The organism is Hydrogenovibrio sp. 3SP14C1 (genome assembly GCF_029625905.1).
Classification (GTDB): Bacteria; Pseudomonadota; Gammaproteobacteria; order Thiomicrospirales; family Thiomicrospiraceae; genus Hydrogenovibrio.
Map to the genome: position 1 here is coordinate 214,411 of NZ_JARTLM010000002.1, position 22,708 is coordinate 237,118.

Consider the following 22,708-nt stretch of genomic DNA (forward strand, 5'->3'; position numbering starts at 1 on the left):
GGATAGTTACATGAGTCGTTACGAAACCGATGAAGATCAAGTTGAAGCCATTAAGAGTTGGTGGAAAAAAAATGGAACGCAATTACTATCGGGTATTTTAGTGATTGTTCTGGCCTGGACAGGCTGGACTTATTGGCAGAATTCTCAAATGACGAAAGCTTTGAATGCCTCCGCTGTTTTTGAAGTGATGCAAGTTAAGCAAAGTCAAAAGGCGCTTGGCGATGTGTTGAGAGATGGGTTAAAGTTAATGGAAGAACAACCTGAAAGCCCATATGCTTCAGGGGTAGCTTTAATGATTGCGAAACATTATTTTGAAGAAAATGCGTTTGATAAAGCCATTGAAAACTATCAGTGGGCTGTTGATCATGCGCCGGATCAATCGATTAAATTAATTGCCCAAATGAGACTTGTCACAGTCTATGTACAAGAAAAAATGTTTGAAAAGGCCAATCAAGTTTTGACAGCCATTGATCGCACCTCATTAAGTGCGGCTGAAAAAGGAAATTATGACTTTCAAGTGGCTGAATTGGCGTTAACGGAAGGGAAGGCTTCACAGGCAAAAGAGGCTTATAACCGTGTGGTTTCAAATGCAGAGGCACCTGAAAGTATTCAGAATTTAGCCAGACTGAAGTTAGCTGATTTGGCAGGGTAAGGGTTTATTTTGAACTATATAAACACATATCGTCTAAAAGGGGTTGGTGCGCTATTGATAATGGTGTTATTGGCTTCTTGTTCGTCGCCAAAAATTGTTAGAGAGCCAACGCCTCTTATTGAAATGTCTTCTCCTTATCAAGCGCAGAAAGATTGGCAAATTCAGCTGGATGCATTTAAGTATTCTGATGGTGAAGGATTGTACTTCGCTAGTGATGCTGATTTTGTTTATTTTGCAACGCCTGCTGGCGTCCTGACAAAAGCGATAAAAGCGACACAAGATCGTTGGACGGATCAAGTTGTTTGGCAGAAAAAGATTCACCAACCGATTGTGTCAGGTCCGACCTTATATCAGGATCATGTCATTATTGGTACCGCAAAAGCAACACTTCTCAGTTTAGCTCAAGAAGATGCTCGAATTGCTTGGCAGGCTGAATTATCCAGTGAGGTCTTGAGCCGCCCGGTGATCGCTAATGGACAAGTTTTCGTTCGTACGGTAGATGGTAAACTTTATTCCATTAATGCTGCTAGCGGGAAAGTAAACTGGACCATTGAACATCAGTTACCTAACCTCTCTTTACGTGGTGTTGCGCCAGTGACCTATGATGAAGGTGTGTTATATGTTGGCTGGGAAACGGGTCAAGTTGAAGCCTTAGATGCGGCAACCGGGACAAGAAAATGGCAGTCTCAAGTGATCATCCCGAAAGGTCGAACTGACTTGGAAAGAATGGTCGATATTCAAGCAGCACTTATTGTCAAAGCAGGGCGTCTGTTTGTACTGGGTTATCAAGGAAAATTAGCAGCCATCAACCCAGAAAACGGCAATCTTTATTGGTCAAAAGATGTTTCTGGTTTTAGAGACTTTTTAATCGACGATTCTGCTCTGTATGTGGTGGATGAAGATGGTATTTTGTACGCATTTGACTATGTCAATGGCACGCAATTATGGAAGCAAGATAACTTTAAATATCGTAAAGCAATTGATTTGGTTTTTTATCAGAATAATCAGATAGTATTAGCCGATGGGCAAGGATATATTCACTGGATTGATAAGCTGGATGGAACCCCTGTTGCCAGAATTAAACATGGTAGTCACTATGGTACCAGTGATGAAATCATCCGTGTTTGGGCGTCGGGTAATCGAATTTATGTAGAAGATACCGATGGATTTAATAATGCTTATACGATAAAACCATCAAACTGGTACCAATTTAATCATCCGGAAGATCCATTAGGGATTTTAAAGAAAAAGGATAGCGAGTGAGCAAAACTGTCATCGCGTTAGTCGGCCGACCCAATGTCGGAAAATCAACGCTTTTTAATCGATTAACCCGTTCAAGAGATGCGATTGTGGCGGATTACCCTGGACTGACACGGGATCGTCAATATGGTACTGGTCGTGTCGGGTCTTCACCGTATATTGTCGTGGATACGGGTGGGTTAAGCGGTGAGCAAGAAGGGGTTGATCCTTTAATGGCCGGACAAGTTCAGTCTGCCATTGGTGAGTCTGATGCGGTTCTGTTTCTAGTAGATGGTCGCGCGGGGTTGATCCCGGCTGATGAGAGCATTGCGGGTTATATCCGTCATTTCAATAAACCTGTTTATTTATTGGTCAACAAGGCAGAAGGTCATAAAAAAGATGTAATTGCCAACGAGTTTTATCAAATGGGATTGGGCAAGCCTTTTGTCATTTCTTCAGCGCATGGCGATAACGTTAATGAAATGATTGAAAGTGTCTTGTCTGATGTGGCGCACGATGTTGAAGATGAAGATGCGTTAGATTTGGATAAGCACCCAGGTATTCGTGTTGCGGTCATTGGGCGCCCAAATGTTGGGAAATCAACCTTGATTAACCGCATGATCGGAGAAGAGCGTGTTGTGGCATTTGATATGCCAGGGACCACGCGTGACAGTATTTATGTGCCGTTTGAGCGTGGTGGAGAGCTTTACACCTTAATTGATACCGCGGGCGTGCGTCGTCGCAAGAACATTAAAGAGAAAATTGAAAAATTCAGTATTGTCAAAGCCATTGAAGCGATGGAGTCTTCCAATGTGGTGGTGTTGGTGGTTGATGGATCAGAAGGGATTACGGATCAAGATCTTACCTTGTTGGGGCTGGCATTAGAGTCAGGACGTGGCTTGGTGATTGCCATTAATAAATGGGATAACTTAACCAAAGATCAGCGTGCAAAAATTAAACACGAGCTTGAGTATAAGCTGCATTTTGTCGATTATGCTAAGCGCCACTTGATTTCTGCTTTACATGGAACAGGCGTCGGCGATCTCTTCAAAACAATCAATGCCGTTTATCATGCTGCGATGAAACAGGTTTCCACTTCAGATTTAAATAGAGTTTTAGAGCAGGCGGTATTAGATCATCAGCCACCTTTGATTAGTGGACGTCGTGTAAAACTACGTTACGCGCATTTGGGTGGTTTGAATCCGCCTAGAGTGATTGTGCATGGCACACAGGTGGATAAATTACCGCAAGCGTACTCCAAGTATTTGATGAATGTATTTCGCAAGGCATTTAAATGGGTGGGGACGCCTGTCATGATTGAGTATAAAGTGACGTCGAATCCTTATGAAGGACGTAAGTCTAACTTTACGTATCGTAAAGGCAAGTCTGAATCTCAGGCAGAAAATGCCTATTTAAAACGTAAGAAGAAAAAGAAACCACAACAGAAACGCCGAAGCAGTTAAATGTGAGGTGCAAAAAAACGGCGTTAAAGCCGTTTTTTTATATTTGCAATAACGCTTATCGATTGCTTAGCGCCATAAAAAACAATTCAGCTGGGTGAAGCCCTTGTCTGTCGGCGAAATCTTCCAGCTGGTGACGACAGCTCGTTCCCGTGGCAATGACCAAGTCGTCTTGCTGTGCTTTTTCCAAGGTTGGTAATAAGGTTTGATTGGCAATCTTTAATGACACACCATAATTCTTATAACCAAATTCACCCGACATTCCACAACAGCCGGAATTAATGTACTGAAGATTTAGTTCTGGAATCAAATTCAACGCTTTAACCGACTCTTGCGCATGCGCTAAAGACTTTTGGTGACAGTGCACATGTAGCCAAGCATTTTTAGGTACCGCCCCTAAATCAAGTTTAGACTGGGTGTTGAGTTTTAACATTAGTTCTTCAAATAACAGCACCGACGTATACAGCCAGGCCTGGTTGTTTTTTGAAATTAAATCTTTTGCTTCGTCTCGCCAAACCAAAGTGTCAGAGGGCTCAATTCCTATAATGTGGTCATCTAAGGTTGCTTCACTTAGTTGTGACTGAATTTTTTCCAGTGCTTGTTTAGCCTCAGAAACCAATCCTTGGCTTAATAAGGCGCGAGGTGAGCTATCCAAGAAAATGGGTTTAACATTCATTCCAAGTAACTCTAATGATTGGATCGTTGCCTGTCCAATTTTGGGTTCCTGGTATTGAGCGTATAAATCAACCAGCACCCAAACGGTTGGCTTGTTTGCATCAAAAGCATTCTGTTTGGAGTGATTCTTCCACCAGGCTTTCAAGGATTGCTTGTCCAATTTGGGTAAAGTGCGACGCGTATCGACGCCCATGATCTTTTTAACCACAGACAGGTCTTGAACCCAGTTATAAACCCCAGGTATCAAAGCCCCTAACTTCATTAATTGTCCATAAAACTTAATCGACAACCGGCTGAGAGAAAAAGCATTGATTTGGTACAAGACTTCAGATTTTAGGCGTGCCATATCGACACTGGCCGGGCACTCTGATTTACAGGCCTTACATCCCAAGCATAAGGATAAAGCATCTTGAAGTTCCTCTTTTTTTAATGCGGCGAGCGGGTTGGGTTCAGTCAGCGCATGGCGCAATAAGTTACTTCGGCCACGGGTGGAATAGTTTTCTTCACGCGTGGCTTGATAGGATGGACACATGACCCCATTTCCCGCAGATTTACGGCAAGCACCAGCACCATTACATTTTTCAACAGCATCCATGAGAGACAAATCTCTTGCCCAGTCATAACCTGGGCTAAGAATTTGTTTGGGTTGGCGATCTGCGCGGAGATTTTCCGTAATCGAAGCATCCCCAATAATCACACCTGGGTTGAGCAGGTTTTCGGGGTCGAAAGTGTTTTTGAGTTGTACCAGGCATGCATATACATTGTCGCCCACTTGTTCTTTGATAAAGGGCGCACGAATTCGACCATCACCATGTTCACCCGAAATGGCGCCGCGATATTTTTTAACCAGTTTTGAACTACGTTCTGCCACGGTTTGGAAATACTGCTTGCCTTCGGGAGTAGCCAAATCCATTTCTGGGCGCACATGAATCAAACCGACTGAAGCATGTCCATAATAGACACAGCCGATACCGAGTTCAGTCATTAGGTCTTGTGTGTCCTGGTAAAAATCCGGTAAGGATTTCACAGGAACTGCGGCATCTTCAATAACCGCAACCGCTTTATGGCGCGTGGGTTTCCCCATTAGAAGGCCAAGTCCAGCTTTACGTAGATTCCAAACTTTTGCACTGTCTTGTGGTTCAATAATCGGGCAAGCATAAGCCCCTTGTTCCAGCATCCAGGCCTGGTCGTTTTTTAAACGGCGTTGTAGGCTTTCTGCATCTTCATCAAATAATTCAACCACCAATACCGCTTCAGGATCTTTTTTTACCCATAAGCGGTTTTGAGTTTGCTCACTATTGTTTTTAGTGCCATCTAAGGTCGCTTTATCAATCAGCTCAATCGCCGCAGGCTTAAAGGGTAAATAATTGGGGACGACTTGCATCGCGGTGTAAATGGAATCGAAATGGGCGCAAAAAAGCTGACGTTGCTTAGGCAAGTCGACTAAGTTCAAAGTTGCTTTGGTGATGATGCCGAGCGTCCCTTCACTGCCGCAAATCAACGGAGTGAGGTTGAAGGGTTTTCCTTCAGGGTTGAAGGGCTGATAGTTCGAGTAAAGTACATCTAACGCATAGCCCGTCGTACGTCGCACAATAGACGGGTCTGGGAAGTTATCTACGATTTCCTGACCGTGTTCTTCCAACATATTGATGACAGTACGGTAAATCTCACCTTCTAAGGTCTGTAGTGAGAGTTTCTCGTGCAATTGTTCTGGTGTTAAATCATGAAAACTGACCAAAGAACCATCAGCAAGGATGACTTCCAACGATTTAACGTGGTCGCGGGTCGTACCATAGTAAACCGAATAGGAGCCACAAGAGTTGTTTCCAATCATACCGCCAATCATGGCGCGGTTAGACGTTGACGTGTCGGGTGCGAACCGTAGATTATCGGCTTTGACAAAGTCATTCAAGTCGTCCTGGATGACACCGGGCTGAACATCGACTTCTTTTTGCTCAGGGCGGTAATCCAGAATTTGGGTTAAATGCTTGGAAATATCGATTAATATGCCTGACCCGATGGCTTGTCCACCTAATGAGGTTCCACCTGCGCGCATCGTAATGGCTTGTTTTTTCTCCAATGCCAACTGGATGCGTTGCTGTAGCGCGTCGATATCTTTAGGATAAAGAAACTCTTGTGGAAAAATTTCAAATACGGAAGCATCAGTTGAAATCATCAGGTAGCCTTAGAATAATTGGAAAATGATTGAAAGAACCGTATATTTTAATGGATTCTCTATGATATTGCAGGGGTTTTTGTGGGATGTCAGTGTTTATGGTTACGTGTAAGGTCGTGCAGGTGAGGTAACGAAAACTGCTTCTCTTTGGTTTAAAGAGAAGCAATGTCGTTTCGTTTAGTGCAGAACGCGTGTGCGAATCGTGCCTTCAATCGCTTTAAGTTCTTTCAAGCCCGCTTCGCGGTCTTCAGAATTAATGTCAATGACGACATAGCCGATTTCTGTATTGGTTTGCAGGTATTGTGCCGCGACATTAATACTTTTGTGAGCAAAGGCTTCGTTGATTTTTGTCATGATGCCTGGCTGGTTTTTGTGGATATGCAGTAAACGACTTCTGTCTTTATGTTCTGGTAGAGACACTTCTGGGAAGTTTTTAGCCGATAACGTGGTTCCGGTATCAGAATATCGCACCAGTTTGGTGGCAACCTCTAGTCCAATGTTTTCTTGTGCTTCTTCGGTGCTCCCACCAATATGAGGTGTCAGAATGACATTGTCTAATCCTCTAAGCGACGACATAAATTCTTCGTTATTAGATTTCGGTTCAACAGGGAATACGTCGACAGCCGCCCCTGAAAGATGACCTGATTTAATCGCATCGGCCAGTGCTTCAATGTCGACCACGGTACCGCGAGCTGCGTTAATAAAAATAGAGCCTTTTTTCATCAGGGCAAACTGTTCTGCGCCCATCATATTTTGTGTTTCTTCAGTTTCAGGCACATGCAACGAGACAATGTCAGAGATTTTTAATAACTCTTCCAGAGACTTTACCTGTGATGCATTGCTTAATGGAAGTTTGGTTTCAATGTCATGGAATTTGACTTTCATACCAATGTTTTCTGCCATGATGCTCAGCTGAATCCCGATATGGCCATACCCGACGATACCCAGTGTTTTGCCTCGTGCTTCAACTGAACCGACGGCCGATTTATCCCACTCGCCGCGATGTACTTTAGCATTTTTCGCAGGAATATCTCTAAGCAGCAGTAGGATTTCACCTAACACCAATTCAGCCACAGAACGCGTATTGGAAAACGGTGCATTAAAAACGGGGATACCACGTTTTTGAGCAGCTTTTAAATCCACTTGGTTCGTCCCGATACAAAAACAACCGACACCCACAAGTTTTTTCGCTGCTTTAAAAACGTCTTCCGTTAAGTTTGTGCGTGAACGAATGCCAACAAAATGCACATCGGCAATTTTTTCTTTTAAGTCCTTGTCTGAAAGAGAGCCTTTGACATATTCAATGTTGTTATAACCGTTCTCATTAAATACGTCGACGGCAGTTTGGTGCAGTCCTTCAAGGAGTAAGATTTTAATTTTATCTTTAGCAAGTGATTTGTCGCTCATGGGTGTCCAACGTCTTAAATTTTAAGAAGCCGTTATTATAAAGGATTCCTTCCCAATTTTTTGAATGAACTCAAAAAATTGGAATCGGATCCAGATATTTCTAACGATTGTTTTGCTTTAGGGAAAGTGTTTTTTTATTGAGCGCTGATATTCGCACCCAATAAAGAGGCTTTAGTTATTATTTTGCTTCTTGTGAAGCATAATACTCAGCCAGTTCTTTGATTTCTTTGTCCGTCAGGTTTTTCGCAAAGGTCTGCATCGTCGCATCTTTACGGAAACCATCACGAAAATCTTTCAGTGCTTTTTCTAGGTATTTAGCGTGTTGACCTGCCAGCTTAGGAAAATTGGGAACCATGCTATTTCCGTCTACACCATGACAACCGACACAGGTTTTTGCTTTTGCCGGCATATCTGCTGAAAGTGCAGGGTTGCTGAATAAAAAACTAACAGAAAAGGCCATTAGAAATAATTGTTTCATAGCATACATCTCATTTTGGTTGATTTTAGATGCAGTTATTAGAAACCATTCAGGAAAGAAGGTCAAGAAGCAGTCTTGACTGAAACATTAAAAGAAGATTATAAAAATAAAAAAAGCCGCATAAGAGCGGCTTTTCTTTTAATAACAAAAGTTATTAAAGTGTTGCAACGTAAGCTGCGATGTTTTCGATGTCAGCATCAGATAGGCCAGCAGCCATCGGAGCCATCATTGAAGTCATCGGACCAACTTGCTCACCAGCTTTATACTTGTGAAGCTTTGCTTTAATAGCTGAAGCATCTTGACCAGCTAGTTTTGGACCAACACCACCTTCACCTGCTGCACCGTGACAACCAACACAAGTTGAGTAAGCAGATTGTCCAGCTGTCGCGTCACCACCAGCGTTTGCAGCAGCACCGAAAGTGATTAAAGAAGTTGCAGATAATGCAAGTAATAATTTTTTCATTTTTGTACTCTCCTAAGCACTTTAAAAAAAGTCGGGTTTCACCCTAGGCGCAATTACAAACCAAATCAGCGTATTAGTCAAGCATGAAACCTTAAGGAAGATTTAATATTGTAGCTAGTGTGTTCACTTCGTGACTTTAATTTTATGAGTATGAAGAAAAGGTTAAGAAAGAATGTTGCAATGTTTGATGAAAAAGGTATTTTATGTGTCATTAAGGATAATATAAGCGTTTTAAAACAAATAGCAACCCGCTAAACTTTCTGACATAGATTGGCTTCGATTAGCCAATCTATTTTGTAGAAAGCGAGTTTGCGAGAAAGGAATAATGATGATTATTAAAGTTTGGCTTTTTATTATGATTCTGACAGTGTTGAGTTGGTTGGGGTTGAAAGCGGTCAGAAAGCCCATGCATATCGGTTGGGTGTTTTTATTTTGGGTGGTCACAATTCTTGGCGGGACAGCGTTTTTCTATATGATTTCAGTGTGGTTTGTCTCTAACCAATAATTTCCGGTGAATAATTGTTATGAGGTTAAAAAAATAGCCAGGCCTGGCCATTTTTTAATTTGTTGGATTTTCTTTGAACTCACTCAGAAGTCTTTGGAAACTTTGAAAACGTGTATAGTGAAGCTCTCCGTTTTCAACAGCGTGTTTAATGGCACAATGCGGCTCAATGGTATGAGTGCAGTTGCTGAATTTGCATTGACCTAAAAAAGGTGCAAAGTCAGGATAGGCTTGCTCAAGTTCGTGGAGTTCACAGGGGGCGGGGCTAAACTGACGAACGCCGGGAGAATCAATGATATTGCCTGTTTGTCCTTCAAATTCTGGTAAATGATAGAGAATGCTGTTGGTGGTGGTGTGTTTTCCAAGCCCTGTCGATTCGGATAATTGGTTGGTTTTAATCTCAATATCTGGAATTAAAGCTTTGATGAGTGATGATTTTCCAGCGCCAGATGGCCCTACGAAAACGCTGTTTTTATTCATCAAGACCTCTCTAAGTTCATCCATGCCTTCATTGGTTTCCGCAGAAACGGGTAAGATTTCAATCTCCATTTCATCGTAAGGAATAAGCAGTTCTGCAATGGCTTCCCATTGTTCATCGGATTCGATTAAATCAATTTTATTAATCAAAATCAAAATGGGTAAATCAAGTTGGTGAGCCGCGACCAAATAACGATCAATCATATCAGGATGGATGCCTGGTTCGACTGGTGCCACAATGCCAAGCCAGTCGATGTTGGCAGCTACCATTCGTTTTTGACCCCGGAAGCCCGGTCGACTTAGTTCTTGAGTACGAGGTTCAGCGGAAACGACTACGCCAGTATTAGGTTCGATATCTGTTTGCCAAGTGACTTGGTCACCGGCGACTAATTTACCCAGGTGCTGACGCACTGCACAGTTGTATATATCACCTTTGTTATCTTCAATTAAAAGGCGTTTACCGAAGTTGGTCATGACCAACCCAGGTTGTTTCTCGCCTAAATGTTCTGAAGAGGCCGATGCGTTGGAAGAAGCATCGGATTCAGCATGTTGCTTTTGCTGAACACGACGGCGTTGTTGGTTGCTGAGCTTGCGTTTAGCCACAAATGGTTACCTAGTAATGGACGAACCGTTAATCTAACAAAGCGTCAATTTTAGCGGCCATGATAAAGTCGTTTTGACTGAGGCCTTTAATGCTGTGTGTGCTAAGAATGACTTTACATTCATTGTACCCAAAACAGATTTCCGGGTGGTGATCTTCTTTATGAGCGACCCAGGTAATCGCATTGACGAAGGCGACGGTCTGGTGGTAGTTTTTGAATGGAAAGGTTTTGGTCAATGTCTGGTAATTTAGCGGAACATCCCAGCCGGGCATCTGTGAAAGATAGCTTTCAATGCGAGGGATAATCATCGCTTTCGAGCCTTTGTCGATGGTTTCACAAGACTGATCTTTTAATGCAATTTCTGTGGTCATGATAGGGGTCCTTTTGCCTTACTGTAATTGATATCGATTGAAATATACTTTTTAGAGTAAGGCCGATGTTTTATTTTTCAAGTGACTTTAGGTGGTCAATGCGGATTTTTGCCGGTGGATGACTGTCATGATAGCCCGAGTAAGTCGGGTCAGGCGTTAAGCTGCTGGCGTTATCGCGGTACATTTTCAGTAAAGCCGAAATGAGCGGGGTGGAACCAACCGATTCTGAGGCAAATGCATCCGCTTCAAATTCATGTTTTCGGCTTTTAAAAGCACTGATCGGGCCCAGGAAAAAGAACATTACCGGAATCGCGGTCATAAATAACAATAGCGCTGCCGCAGGTGTTTGAGTGGTCATACCCAAACCGGTATAAAACTCAGTTTGCTGAGCCAGCCAGCCAAGAAAAGCCAGGCCTGCTAAGCTCAATGCGAAGGATTCGACTAAACGTTTTTTGATGTGTCCGTGTTTGAAATGCCCCAGTTCATGAGCCAGTACGGCTTCTACTTCTTCTGGTGTTAATGTTTCCAATAATGTATCGAAAAAGACGATACGTTTGTTTTTACCAAATCCAGTGAAGTAAGCATTGCCGTGGCCCGAACGAGAAGAACCGTCCATCACAAAAATGCCGTTGGATTCAAACCCGGTTCTTTTCAATAAAGCTTCGATACGTTGCTTCATTTCCCCATCTTCTAACGGTGTGAATTTGTTGAAAATAGGGGCGATCCATTTCGGGTAAGCCCAGATCAAAACCAGGTTAAATGCCATCCAAACCATCCAAGTGTAAAACCACCAGGCCTGTTCAAAATAAGTGTCCATAATGCTTAAGATTGCCCAAATAAGCGGCACCCCAATAATCAATACTAAAGCCCATTGCTTAAGTAAGTCGGTGATGAATTTGACTGGGGTCATTTTGTTGAAGCCAAATGCCTCTTCAATCTTGAAGGTTGAAATAATTGAAAAGGGTAAATGCAATAATGATAAAAACCAAAAAGTAGACAGTAAAAAAGCCGTATCTCGCCAAATAGGGGCCAGGTCGGTGACAAGCCAGTAATTATAAATTTCCTGGAATCCGCCGCCTAATGTCATAAAAAGTAAAACGGCCACATCAAAAAAGAGGATGAAGCGAGAAAGTTGTAGCTTAGCGCGGCTGTAATCTGCCGCTTTTTGGTGTGCTTCTAAAGACACGACTTCACTGAAGTCACTAGGGACTTCGGCGCGGTGACGACTGATATGAAACTGGTTTTTGATGTTTAACCAAAGCTCAATCGCAAGGTTTAAGGCAACGGCTGTGACAAATAGGGTAGTGATCCAAATCATAATGTTTTCTTTTATTAAATTTTGGTGAGTTAGTTTGTTTTCAATAAAATTGAGTAAGGGTGTTTTATTGAAATTCAAGTGAGTATGCACTTTTAACGCCACTCACTATCCCATGTTACTGTCTGAATTTCAATAAAACCCTACGTTGTGGCTTGTGATAATAACGTTTAAGATAAGCGCTATTTTAAATTAAAAGGGTTGCTCGCTCATCATGAAATCAGAAAATAACCTGATCTGGATTGATTTGGAAATGACAGGACTGGATCATAAATCGGATCAAATTATTGAAATCGCAACAGTTGTAACAGATGCGGAATTGAATGTACTTGCAGAAGGCCCAGTGATGGCGATCCAGACGGCACAGCATTTTTTGGATGGGATGGATGCCTGGTGTACGACACATCATGGTAATTCAGGGCTTACCAAACGCGTTCAGGAAAGTACGATCACAATGGCCCAGGCGGAACAAGATACTATTGAGTTTTTAAAGCCCTATTTGTCAAAAGGGAAATCCCCTATGTGCGGTAACAGTATTTGTCAGGACCGTCGTTTTTTGATTGAACAGATGCCTGAACTGGAGCAGTTTTTTCACTATCGTAATTTAGATGTATCAAGCTTAAAGGAGTTGGCAAGACGTTGGGCGCCAACCGTGTATAGTGGTTACAAGAAAAAAGGCGCACATTTGGCGCTGGATGATATTTATGAATCGATTGATGAGCTGAAATATTATCGACAAAATTTATTTTTACCAGAGTTTCACTAAACACGTGGAACGATTTGAAAGATAAAGGCTTCTAAATGAGAATAAATCCTGCTTTATGCCTTTATAAAAGCATTTAACTTCGTTATAATTCCTTTCTTGCCCTGCTAAATTGCAGGGCTTTGTTTTTTAAGTTATTTTTTTTATCAGATTAAGCGCCGGAACCAGATAAAACTGACTCTGGTCTGGCGCTTTTTTTGACCCAAACGGAGGACCGTTGTTGTGGAATTAACTGGTGCCCAGATTCTTGTACATTATTTAGAAGATGAGGGCGTAGAGCATATTTGGGGGTATCCGGGTGGTGCAGCTTTGCCAATCTATGATGCCCTGGATACGGACGCAAAAAAATTAAAGCATGTGCTAGTCCGTCATGAACAGGCTGCCGTTCACGCAGCTGATGGGTTCGCACGCTCTACAGGTTTACCAGGAGTCGCGCTTGTAACTTCCGGTCCCGGTGCTACCAATACCGTAACAGGTATTGCGACAGCCTATATGGATTCGATTCCATTGATTGTTGTCACCGGACAGGTTGCCACGAATATGATTGGTTTGGATGCATTCCAAGAAATCGATACGGTGGGGATTACAAGACCGATTGTTAAACACAACTTCTTGGTCAAGGATGTAAATGATCTAGCGATGACGCTCAAAAAAGCGTTCTATATCGCAACAACTGGTAGACCCGGTCCAGTTGTGGTCGACATCCCGAAAGATGTACAAAATGCCAAAAGCTCTTATGAATATCCACAAGAAGTGAGTTTACGCTCCTATGTACCTGTAACAAAAGGCCATAGCGGACAGATTAAAAAAGCCATTGACATGATGTTGGCGGCGAAAAAGCCCATTATTTATACCGGTGGTGGTGTCGTGCTTGGGGGTGCTTCTGAAGCGCTAACAGACTTGGCGCGTAATTTGGGTTACCCAGTCACCAATACGTTGATGGGACTCGGCGCTTATCCTGCTGAAGACAAACAATTTGTCGGTATGTTGGGGATGCATGGTACTTATGAAGCGAATTTGACCATGCATAATTCGGATTTGATTATCGCGATTGGCGCTCGATTCGATGACCGAGTCACCGGGAACTTAGAGAAGTTCTGCCCGGATGCGAAAGTCATTCATATCGATATTGACCCAGCATCGATTTCAAAGAATGTTGTGGTTGATATTCCAATCGTTGGTCCGGTTAAGCAAGTGCTGACTGAAATGTTGTCTTTGTTGAATAAATCGAAGAAACGCCCTGATCAAGAAGCGTTGTCGAGCTGGTGGGAACAAATTGAAAGCTGGCGTTCAACAAACTGTTTACGCTATGAGCAATTGGGACACAAAATTAAGCCCCAGGCTGCCATGGAAACGGTATGGCAGGTGACCAATGGTGATGCTTATGTTACGTCAGATGTTGGGCAGCACCAAATGTTTGCTGCACAGTACTATAAGTTTAATAAGCCTCGCCGTTGGATTAACTCGGGCGGTTTAGGCACGATGGGCTTTGGTTTGCCTGCTGCGATGGGGGTGCAAGCGGCTTTCCCTGATGCAACAGTGGTGTGCGTCACAGGGGAAGGTTCTATTCAGATGAATATTCAAGAGCTTTCAACCTGTTTACAGTATGGTTTGCCTATTAAAGTGTTGTGTTTAAATAATGGCTTCTTGGGAATGGTTCGTCAATGGCAAGAGTTCTTTTATGATCGTCGATATTCCATGTCTTATATGGATTCTTTACCTGACTTTGTTAAGTTAGCTGAAGCCTATGGTCATGTTGGGATTCGTATTGATAACCCTGAAACCATGAAAGAACAGCTTGAAGAAGCGTTTTCCGATAAATACAAAGATCGTTTTGTTTTCATTGATGTCATTACGGATCAACAAGAAAACGTTTATCCGATGATTCCTGCTGGTGCAGGGCTTGATGAAATGATTCTGGTATAAGGGGAAGACGAATGAAACATATTATTTCAATGTTAATTGAAAATGAATCAGGCGCCTTATCTCGTGTATCCGGTTTATTTTCGGCTCGTGGCTATAATATCCACGCTTTAACCGTTGCTCCGACCGATGATGAAACCATTTCACGCTTAACATTAGTGACGAGCGGAACAGAGCAACAGGTTGAGCAAATTGTGAAGCATTTGAATCGTTTGATTGATGTTATCAAAGTGGTAGATATCACGGAAGGTAGCCATATTGAGCGTGAACTGATGCTGGTGAAGCTAAAAGCTTCTGGCGCAATGCGTGAAGAAATTAAACGCTTAAGCGATATTTTCCGCGGCACGATTGTCGATGTGAATGCGAATATTTATACGGTTCAATTGGTTGGCGAAAGCCAGAAACTTGATGCGTTCGTAGATGCCATCGACGAAGGTCTGATTGTCGAGGTCGTTCGCTCTGGCGCAGTTGGATTAATGCGTGGCGAGAAGTCACTCCATCTGTAATCTAGCAATTTATAAAATTACTTTTTAACTTACTTTTTAAGGAAAAAACAATGCAAGTTTATTACGATAAAGATTGTGATCTTTCTATCATTCAAGGCATGAAAGTTGCGATTATCGGTTTTGGTTCTCAAGGCCATGCCCACGCAGCAAACCTACAAGATTCTGGGGTTGATGTCACTGTTGGTTTACGTTCTGGTTCTTCTTCTATCAAGAAAGCAGAAGGGTACGGTCTAAAAACTGCAGATGTTGCAACTGCGGTTGCCGGTGCTGATGTGGTGATGATTCTGACGCCGGATGAATTCCAGTCGGTACTTTATAAAGAAGAGATTGAACCAAATATCAAGCAAGGTGCTGTATTAGCCTTTGCTCATGGGTTTGCCATTATTTATAACCAAATTGAACCACGTAAAGACTTGGACGTTATCATGATCGCGCCAAAAGCACCGGGTCATACCGTTCGTTCTGAATTTGTTCGTGGTGGCGGGATTCCTGATCTTATCGCTATTCAACAAGATGCCTCTGGTAAAGCAAAAGAAATTGCACTTTCTTATGCGTCAGGTGTTGGTGGTGGTCGTACAGGGATCATCGAAACGACTTTCCGTGATGAGTGTGAAACAGATTTATTTGGTGAGCAAGCCGTTCTTTGTGGCGGTGCTGTTGAATTGGTTAAAGCTGGTTTCGACACGTTGGTTGAAGCGGGTTATGAGCCTGAAATGGCCTACTTTGAATGTTTGCACGAACTTAAGTTGATTGTTGACCTAATGTTCGAAGGTGGGATTGCAGATATGAACTACTCAATCTCTAATAACGCCGAGTACGGTGAGTATGTAACGGGCCCTCGTGTTATCAATGACGAGTCTCGTGCTGCGATGCGTGAAGCGTTGAAAAACATTCAAACAGGTGAGTATGCTAAGCAGTTCATTCTTGAAGGGCAGTCAAACTATCCTTCAATGACGGCAGCACGCCGTTTGAATGAAGAACACGGTATTGAAGTCGTTGGTAGAAAACTACGTGCGATGATGCCTTGGATTGCGTCTAACAAGATTGTTGACCAAGAAAAGAACTAATGTCATTGAAGAGGAGCATCTCCTCAATATGACTTTTTAAAAAGCCCGCTTCAAGCGGGCTTTTTTTATGTCTGAACTAAATAAAAATTCTCCAGGCCTGGGCTAAATGACAAGGGTTTAATTAAAGTAGCTAATGTTCCTAGAAGCGCTATTTATCAGGGTGGGGTGATCTTGTTGATCTTTATCAATTTCATTTTAAAGTTAGGTTATTTTTAATTTAAGTTGTTATCATAGTGTTGAAATAGAATTGAAAAAACGTTCTTCTCATCATAGGTTATAGCCATGAGAAGCTTGTATATAAAAATAAGTGTGGTAACGGTTAATTTATGTATTGTTCTTTTTTTGGGTTACAAAAATTACCATTTAAAATTTCACCAGATTTAAGCTTTTTCTATAAACAAGCTTCTCGTGATGAAATTGTGCAAGCTTTGCGCTATTCCGTTGAAAGAGGAGATGGCATTATTAAAGTGGTAGGCGAAGTCGGTGTTGGAAAAACGACTTTGTTGCGCCTATTGGTTGAGCAGTTACCCAATCATTATCAAAAAGTTTACATTTCTTCCCCTAATCTTTCCGCACTGGATTTACTGAAGTTTATTTGTTCCGAGCTCAACTTGGAAGCGACTCATGCCAACACAAAACTGGATTTAATCAATCATTTAAATACCTTTTTGATTAAAGAATATAGCCAAGGACGGCGCGTGGTGATGTTAATAGATGAGTCTCAATCTATGACGCTCGATACCTTGGAAGAAATCCGTCTGTTAGGAAACCTTGAAACAGAAGAGGATAAGTTATTACAAATGGTACTCTTTGGTCAGCCTGAGCTTGATCTAACATTGGAAGATTCTCGGATTAAACCCTTAAAAGACCGAATTGCATGTAATGTCTCAATCCCTCCTTTGAATGCAGAAGAAGTGATGCGCTATCTTAATTATAGAATGCGTGTTGCAGGTTATATGGGGCAGGATTTGTTTAATTTGAAAATTGCCAAGCATATCCAAAAACTCACTCATGGGTTGCCTCGTTCTATCAATCTTCTGGCGGATAAATTATTAATGGTCGCTTATTCAAAAGGCGACCATAAGTTAAAGCTAAAACATTTTAAGAGTTTAGATTCTGAATCTCCTAGACGCTATTTTCAATGGGGACTGAGTTTTGGATTAATGATGATTGTTGTGGTATTAGGTTGGGGGGGTTATAGTGAGTGGTTTAATGGCCTTGCGAAAGACAGTTTGGCCGCACAGTCAATTACATCTGAACCCCCAAGCCAAACGGCTCTCAAAGAGCTTCAAAAACCGCTCTCATTTATGACACCCCTTCAACTTTCCGAGAAGCTGGGTGTGGGGTTTGATGAGTTATCTAAAATGGTTATGCTCAAACAAAAAACAGAGCGTTTTATTCAAGAAGTTGATGGCAATGAACCTGTTATCTTGATGTCGGCCATGCCGATCAAGAGTTTTGATAGCGTTTATTCGACGGTTTTAGCAGGGTTAAGTGTTCAAAATAGAAAGTATTTGTTCGCAATTTTTAAACTGAACTATGCGACAAATCATTTTGAATATCAGTTGTTGTACTATCCCCGAGCAACCCGTTTTGACGTTCTGCAGGAAAAACAGCAGGATTTAGCAGCGATGACTGATGAGAGTCGCTCCAGCGTGATTTCTGCCACAGCGGTTGACCAAATGATTCAACAACTTAACAATCAAGGGAAAACACTTTAAATGTTGAACTCTAAAAAACAATTCAAACTTTTTTGTTTACGCTCTACTATTTTGGTCCCTTTAGTTTTGTTGATAGGGTGTAGCGGTGGAGAGGAAACGGTTAAAAGAGAGCCACTGGCACCACCTGTTTCTGAAAAATTCAAAATCAATAGTCATTTGGAGCCTAAACCTGCGATAAAAGATGTTGTTGAAAGTCCTTCTGACATTCCTGATTTGGTGACTGTGGATGCAATTAATGTGAATCCTTCTAAGCAAACAGTCGAGAAGCTTTATAGCATTTCTGCCATTGAAGTCCCTGTCGCCGATTTACTATTTAATCTGGCAAAGGATGCTGGTAAACAACTAGATTTATCGGCGGATGTTCAAGGTTTGGTGACCATTAATGCGATTAACCAACCATTGGAAAGCATTATGGAGCGTGTGGTTGATCAAGTTGGCGGCACTTATGAGATTACTTACGGTACCATTCGTATTAAGTTGGATAAGCCATATTGGAAAAGTTACGAAATTGATTATGTTAATGTAATTAAAAACATTAAAGACCTGACGGTCATGAAAATGTCGGTTGGTAATGTATCAAGAAATAACAGAAACAACTCAAATAATACCAACCAAGCAAGTGAGTTCACTTTAGAATCTTCCGCGATTCATGATTTTTGGGATGCTTTGCAGACCAATATTGCATCTATGGCAAGACTTGATCCTCAAGCCGTTGATAAAGAAGCAAAACAAACGACTCCAGCGGTAACCAATGACGCACGTGCGCAATTGTCATCGGCATCTCAGGCACGAAAACAGTTTCAAAATGTTGTTGTGAATAGAGAAGCCGGTATGCTGAGTGTTTATACCACCGCTAAAAAGCATCAACAAGTTAAAAATTACTTAGATGCCAGTTTAAATCGAACCAATAAACAAGTTTTGATTGAAGCGACAGTTGTAGAAGTTGAGCTAAGTGATCAATATCAAGCAGGTGTTGATTGGAGTGCGATCACTTCAAACTCAGGGGGATCTTCAGATATCTCACAAAGCTTACTCGGTACTAACTTATCTAAGAATCCAAATTTTTCAATTAATCTTTCCAGTATTGGCACTTGGAACTTTAATTTGGGTATCAAGATGCTTCAACAGTTTGGTGATGCAAAAGTTCTTTCCAGTCCGAAAATTATGGCAATGAATAATCAAGCTGCGTTATTAAAAGTCGTTAATAACGAGGTCTATTTTACGGTTGAAGTAAATCGTGAATCAGCGACTGCTGCCAGTGCGGGGGTGACGACTTATGAAACTACCGTACATACCGTTCCAGTCGGATTTATGATGCATGTTACCCCCTTTATTAGCGAAGATGAAATCTCATTAAATATTCGCCCAACTTTGTCTCGAATTGTAGCGTATGTTAATGACCCGAACCCTGATTTGGCGCGTGAGAATATTGAAAGTAAGGTTCCAGTTATTCAAGAAAGAGAAATGGATTCAGTTTTACGATTAAGAAACCGCCAGACAGCCATTATTGGTGGTTTAATCCAGGATACGCATGATAACCAACGTCAAGGTGTGCCGGGGTTAAGTGACTTGCCTTGGATTGGGGATTTGTTTTCTTATCGAGACGATACGGTTAAAAAATCTGAACTCATTATTTTTATTCGCCCCGTTATCATCACCAATCCTGATGTAGATTATGGGGATCTTCAAGCGTTTAAACCTCTTATGAAAACAAAGACGAATTAAATGAGTGTATTGTTAGAAGCCTTAAAAAAAGCGGCTGAAGAGAAGCACAGAAAAGGGCTTGGTAATGAAGACTCATTACCTGAAGAATATCGAGTTGCACCAACTCGAAAAGAGGCAATAGAAACATCGCATGATTTTGAATTTAACCCCAGAATAAACAACGAAAAAGAGGCCGAAAAGCCATCGCTTAATATCGATGCAGAGAGTGCTCCCTCAAACACGCATCCTAAAAATAAACCTTTAGACTTGGAAACCGCACTTGCGCTTGAAGAAACACCTCAATCAGACGCTTCGGTTTTAGGCAGGCAATCAGAGCAAGAAGAATTTTTGACGTCTGATACGCCTTCACACATTGATCAGTCAGTAGATAATGAGTGGAGTCTTAATAAGATTCCAGGGTACCAAGACATCGAAAATGACTCACAAAAAGAACCAAAATCTGCTGAAAATTTCATGAAGACAATCCAGTTTAAACAAGAAGGTGGGCTTAACTACGCCAAGATTGTTTTATCGATGTTGATGTTAATAGTCTTGTTTTTAGGGTTCGGTTACTACGGGGTATCTTATTTTCAAGACCAGTCTCAAAAAATGGCACAAGAGCTGCAACAATACCAAAGAGTCAAAGAGCCTATAAGAAAGCAAGACTTTGATTCCGTGGTTGATAATAAGTCTATAGCGACTGATAAAAACTTGACAGCATCTAATAATAACGTTGCCGAATCAGATGAAGTCACGAATATCTCGACCCCAAAGAACACTTCGTCGACAGTTTCTTCGTTACCGTCCAAACAGGCTTTATCCAGAGAAAAAAACTTAGCTGCTGTTGAAAAACAAAAAAAAGTGGACTTACAGTCGCACTCTATGCCAAATAAACAGTTGAAAATAGTGAGTTCAACTAAGGTGTCTGATGAAATGTTAGGGTATGAAGCCTACCAAAAAAATGATTATCGACAAGCTAAAATCCACTATTTAGACGCTCTGCAAAAAAATCCTAAAAATCTCACCGCGCTGTTTGGGCTTGGAGCAACATCTGCTAAACAAGGTGAAGTTCATGCGGCATTGAATTTTTACCGTCAAGCATTGAATGTCTCACCTTATAACAAACAAGCAGAAACGGCGGTTGCTATTTTAGAGGCATCTTTGGCTCAACCAGGGCAGTCTGATAAGCGTTTAAGGTTTATGATTAATCAAACGCCCAGCAACGCGAAATTACAGGCAGCGCTAGGCCATCAATACGCGAAACGAAAGGATTGGGTCAAAGCGCAAAAGCAATACTTCAAAGCGTACCAGCTCAAGCCCGAAAATGCAGATTATGCACTTAATCTGGCGATCAGCTTAGATCAAATGGGACAATATTCATTGGCAAAAAAATATTATCAACAGGCGCTTGTTCATTTTCCAGAAACGGGCAATACGACAAGCATCAGCAAGATTAAAAAACGTTTATTAACTCTGCAACAATATTTAGAGCAGGGAGGTGATCAGTGAAGAGTGAAGATCGCTTAGGAGAACATCTCGTTCAAAAAGGATTAATTTCTCCAGATCAGCTTCGTATTGCGCTGACAGAACAAAAAATTACCGGTAAAAAACTTGGAGAGGTCTTAATTACGTTGGATTTTCTGACGGAAGAGATCTCGCGAAAAGTGGTTGGGAATGCCGTCGGGTATTCCTCTATGTCATTGAAAGGCGTTGTCCCTGATTCGAATGCACTTAGACTCATTTCAGAGTCTTTTGCCAGAGCCAATTTGGTTATGCCAATCAGCTTTAATGACGAGCTTTTAAAAGTTGGGATGGCTAGTCCCGATGATATTTTGTTGTTGGATAAAATAAAACGTCACATCAAGCAAGATGTTCGTCTTGAACCTGTGCTGGTGGTTGAAAATGAAATTCAATATTCAATTGACCATTTCTATGGCTATGAATTATCGATCGATGGCATTTTACGAGAGCTTGAAACTGGACAGTCGAATGATTATGTCTTAACTGGACAGCATGAGTACTCTCAACCAATGGTTCGTTTGGTCGACAATATTTTGACAGATGCGGTTAAAAAAGGCGCTTCTGATGTGCATTTTGAACCCGAAGAATACTATCTTCGAATTCGTTATCGTATTGATGGTGTGTTACAAACGGTTCGTTTATTGCATAAAACTTTTTGGTCCGGTCTTGTGGTTCGTCTAAAGGTTTTGTCAGATTTAGATTTGACCGACCAGAGGATGCCGCAAGATGGCCGAATGGAACTGATTGTGCATGGCCGCCAAATCGACTTTCGTGTCTCATCTTTCCCTAGTTCACATGGTGAAAACTTTGTGCTTCGTATTTTGGATCGAGAAAAGGGGATTGTCCCTCTTGATGAATTAGGGCTCGATCCAAAAAGTTATCGAGAGCTTAAACTCATGATGTCACGCCCGACAGGGGTTGTTCTGGTGACGGGGCCTACAGGGTCAGGGAAGACCACCACGCTCTATTCTTTATTAAATGAAATCAATCAAGAAGGGGTTAATATTATGACCCTTGAAGATCCTGTCGAATATCCCATGAAAATGATTCGTCAAACCGCCATTAATGAAGAAATAGGCATGACGTTCGCTGCCGGGATTCGTTCTTTAATGCGACAGGATCCAGATATTGTCTTGATTGGTGAAATCCGAGACGGTGAAACTGCGGAAATGGCGCTTAGAGCAGCAATGACGGGGCATCAAGTTTTTACGACATTGCATACTAATTCCGCCATTGGTGCCATTCCTCGGTTATTAGATATCGGTATTTCACGTTCGATTTTGGCAGGAAATGTGATTGGAATTCTGGCTCAACGTTTAGCAAGACGGTTATGTCCCCACTGTAAAGAACCTTATGAACCTGATGGCTTTGAAAAGAAAATTGTCGGTTTTTCAGAAGGTGAACCTGCCAGGCTTTATCGAGCAACTGGGTGTCCTGCCTGCAACGATATTGGATATAAAGGTCGTTTGGCGGTATTGGAAATTTTACGTTTTTCGAAGGAAATGGATTATTTGTTGTTAGAAGGGGCTTCGCAGCACGATATTTTAGAGAAAGCGGTTGAGCAAGGGTTTACGGATTTGTTGCAAAATGCCTTGAGCGGGGTTCGTTCAGGCGATACCACCTTAGATGAAATCAGTCGCATTGTTGACCTGACAGAGCTGGTCTAGAGTTAAGGTGAGAGGCATA

The 22,708-nt window shown here is 41.9% G+C and carries 19 protein-coding genes; 12 read left to right on the forward strand and 7 right to left on the reverse strand.

From position 1 onward, the window contains the following. Positions 1-10 precede the first annotated feature (10 nt). The 3 genes from P8629_RS02470 to der are packed head-to-tail and all read left to right on the forward strand — an operon-like array spanning position 11 to position 3,354. Positions 11-652: a YfgM family protein gene (locus tag P8629_RS02470; protein ID WP_278164136.1), complete on the forward strand. Its 642-nt coding sequence runs from the start codon at positions 11-13 to the stop codon at positions 650-652. Between the two features lie 9 nt (positions 653-661). Further along, positions 662-1,915: an outer membrane protein assembly factor BamB gene (gene bamB / locus P8629_RS02475; RefSeq protein ID WP_278164137.1), complete on the forward strand. Its 1,254-nt coding sequence runs from the start codon at positions 662-664 to the stop codon at positions 1,913-1,915. Beyond that, positions 1,912-3,354 (forward strand): ribosome biogenesis GTPase Der, encoded by a 1,443-nt coding sequence (gene der / locus P8629_RS02480; RefSeq protein WP_278164138.1) that lies wholly within the window; start codon positions 1,912-1,914, stop codon positions 3,352-3,354. Before bamB ends, der begins: the two co-directional genes overlap by 4 nt. A 55-nt stretch (positions 3,355-3,409) precedes the next feature. Here the strand turns inward: der and P8629_RS02485 are convergent, their stop codons facing one another. The 4 genes from P8629_RS02485 to P8629_RS02500 form a co-directional block, all read right to left on the reverse strand. Then, positions 3,410-6,202, reverse strand: coding sequence for an FAD-linked oxidase C-terminal domain-containing protein (locus P8629_RS02485; protein WP_278164139.1), 2,793 nt, complete (start codon positions 6,200-6,202; stop codon positions 3,410-3,412). Positions 6,203-6,379: 177 nt separating this feature from the next. After that, complete coding sequence (gene serA, locus P8629_RS02490) at positions 6,380-7,609, reverse strand: phosphoglycerate dehydrogenase (RefSeq protein ID WP_278164140.1); 1,230 nt, start codon at positions 7,607-7,609, stop codon at positions 6,380-6,382. Positions 7,610-7,787: 178 nt separating this feature from the next. Then, entirely contained in the window at positions 7,788-8,087 is a 300-nt protein-coding gene (locus P8629_RS02495; RefSeq protein WP_278164142.1) for a c-type cytochrome, read from the reverse strand. A gap of 154 nt (positions 8,088-8,241) precedes the next feature. Beyond that, positions 8,242-8,550 carry a c-type cytochrome gene (locus tag P8629_RS02500; protein ID WP_278164144.1) on the reverse strand — a complete coding sequence of 103 codons (309 nt, stop codon included), beginning with the start codon at positions 8,548-8,550 and terminating at the stop codon, positions 8,242-8,244. Positions 8,551-8,878: 328 nt separating this feature from the next. Here P8629_RS02500 and P8629_RS02505 point away from each other — a divergent pair, with 328 nt between their 5' ends. Beyond that, positions 8,879-9,055 carry a hypothetical protein gene (locus tag P8629_RS02505; protein ID WP_278164146.1) on the forward strand — a complete coding sequence of 59 codons (177 nt, stop codon included), beginning with the start codon at positions 8,879-8,881 and terminating at the stop codon, positions 9,053-9,055. Between the two features lie 54 nt (positions 9,056-9,109). Here the strand turns inward: P8629_RS02505 and rsgA are convergent, their stop codons facing one another. The 3 genes from rsgA to P8629_RS02520 form a co-directional block, all read right to left on the reverse strand. Further along, positions 9,110-10,132 (reverse strand): ribosome small subunit-dependent GTPase A, encoded by a 1,023-nt coding sequence (rsgA, locus tag P8629_RS02510; RefSeq protein WP_278164148.1) that lies wholly within the window; start codon positions 10,130-10,132, stop codon positions 9,110-9,112. 28 nt (positions 10,133-10,160) lie between these two features. Continuing rightward, positions 10,161-10,502, reverse strand: a complete 342-nt coding sequence (locus P8629_RS02515; protein ID WP_278164149.1) for a 4a-hydroxytetrahydrobiopterin dehydratase — start codon at positions 10,500-10,502, stop codon at positions 10,161-10,163. Positions 10,503-10,572: 70 nt separating this feature from the next. Further along, positions 10,573-11,820, reverse strand: coding sequence for a M48 family metallopeptidase (locus P8629_RS02520; RefSeq protein ID WP_278164151.1), 1,248 nt, complete (start codon positions 11,818-11,820; stop codon positions 10,573-10,575). A gap of 211 nt (positions 11,821-12,031) precedes the next feature. Between P8629_RS02520 and orn the strand changes: the two genes are divergently transcribed. The 8 genes from orn to P8629_RS02560 all read left to right on the forward strand — a co-directional run bounded on the left by orn (position 12,032) and on the right by P8629_RS02560 (position 22,689). Next, the gene (gene orn / locus P8629_RS02525) at positions 12,032-12,583 is read left to right on the forward strand and encodes an oligoribonuclease (protein WP_278164153.1); all 552 of its coding nucleotides are present in this window, start codon (positions 12,032-12,034) and stop codon (positions 12,581-12,583) included. Between the two features lie 219 nt (positions 12,584-12,802). Next, the gene (locus P8629_RS02530; RefSeq protein ID WP_278164155.1) at positions 12,803-14,506 is read left to right on the forward strand and encodes an acetolactate synthase 3 large subunit; all 1,704 of its coding nucleotides are present in this window, start codon (positions 12,803-12,805) and stop codon (positions 14,504-14,506) included. Positions 14,507-14,517: 11 nt separating this feature from the next. Then, the gene (ilvN, locus tag P8629_RS02535; RefSeq protein WP_278164157.1) at positions 14,518-15,009 is read left to right on the forward strand and encodes an acetolactate synthase small subunit; all 492 of its coding nucleotides are present in this window, start codon (positions 14,518-14,520) and stop codon (positions 15,007-15,009) included. 50 nt (positions 15,010-15,059) lie between these two features. Then, a complete protein-coding gene (gene ilvC, locus P8629_RS02540; protein ID WP_278164159.1) occupies positions 15,060-16,076 on the forward strand; it encodes a ketol-acid reductoisomerase in 1,017 nt (338 codons plus the stop codon). Between the two features lie 326 nt (positions 16,077-16,402). After that, complete coding sequence (locus P8629_RS02545; protein WP_278164161.1) at positions 16,403-17,797, forward strand: ExeA family protein; 1,395 nt, start codon at positions 16,403-16,405, stop codon at positions 17,795-17,797. Further along, positions 17,798-19,522: a pilus (MSHA type) biogenesis protein MshL gene (gene mshL, locus P8629_RS02550; protein ID WP_278164162.1), complete on the forward strand. Its 1,725-nt coding sequence runs from the start codon at positions 17,798-17,800 to the stop codon at positions 19,520-19,522. Beyond that, positions 19,523-21,010 carry a tetratricopeptide repeat protein gene (locus tag P8629_RS02555; protein WP_278164164.1) on the forward strand — a complete coding sequence of 496 codons (1,488 nt, stop codon included), beginning with the start codon at positions 19,523-19,525 and terminating at the stop codon, positions 21,008-21,010. Further along, entirely contained in the window at positions 21,007-22,689 is a 1,683-nt protein-coding gene (locus tag P8629_RS02560) for a GspE/PulE family protein (RefSeq protein WP_278164166.1), read from the forward strand. Before P8629_RS02555 ends, P8629_RS02560 begins: the two co-directional genes overlap by 4 nt. Positions 22,690-22,708 lie beyond the last annotated feature (19 nt).

Bases quoted from the DNA above. Each gene is read 5' to 3' on its own strand.
- P8629_RS02555 (WP_278164164.1), top strand. From the start codon at position 19,523: ATGAGTGTATTGTTAGAAGCCTTAAAAAAAGCGGCTGAAGAGAAGCAC.
- P8629_RS02515 (WP_278164149.1), bottom strand. From the start codon at position 10,502: ATGACCACAGAAATTGCATTAAAAGATCAGTCTTGTGAAACCATCGAC.
- ilvC (WP_278164159.1), top strand. From the start codon at position 15,060: ATGCAAGTTTATTACGATAAAGATTGTGATCTTTCTATCATTCAAGGC.
- P8629_RS02500 (WP_278164144.1), bottom strand. From the start codon at position 8,550: ATGAAAAAATTATTACTTGCATTATCTGCAACTTCTTTAATCACTTTC.
- P8629_RS02505 (WP_278164146.1), top strand. From the start codon at position 8,879: ATGATTATTAAAGTTTGGCTTTTTATTATGATTCTGACAGTGTTGAGT.
- serA (WP_278164140.1), bottom strand. From the start codon at position 7,609: ATGAGCGACAAATCACTTGCTAAAGATAAAATTAAAATCTTACTCCTT.
- P8629_RS02485 (WP_278164139.1), bottom strand. From the start codon at position 6,202: ATGATTTCAACTGATGCTTCCGTATTTGAAATTTTTCCACAAGAGTTT.
- P8629_RS02520 (WP_278164151.1), bottom strand. From the start codon at position 11,820: ATGATTTGGATCACTACCCTATTTGTCACAGCCGTTGCCTTAAACCTT.
- orn (WP_278164153.1), top strand. From the start codon at position 12,032: ATGAAATCAGAAAATAACCTGATCTGGATTGATTTGGAAATGACAGGA.
- ilvN (WP_278164157.1), top strand. From the start codon at position 14,518: ATGAAACATATTATTTCAATGTTAATTGAAAATGAATCAGGCGCCTTA.
- P8629_RS02470 (WP_278164136.1), top strand. From the start codon at position 11: ATGAGTCGTTACGAAACCGATGAAGATCAAGTTGAAGCCATTAAGAGT.
- P8629_RS02495 (WP_278164142.1), bottom strand. From the start codon at position 8,087: ATGAAACAATTATTTCTAATGGCCTTTTCTGTTAGTTTTTTATTCAGC.
- P8629_RS02545 (WP_278164161.1), top strand. From the start codon at position 16,403: ATGTATTGTTCTTTTTTTGGGTTACAAAAATTACCATTTAAAATTTCA.
- mshL (WP_278164162.1), top strand. From the start codon at position 17,798: ATGTTGAACTCTAAAAAACAATTCAAACTTTTTTGTTTACGCTCTACT.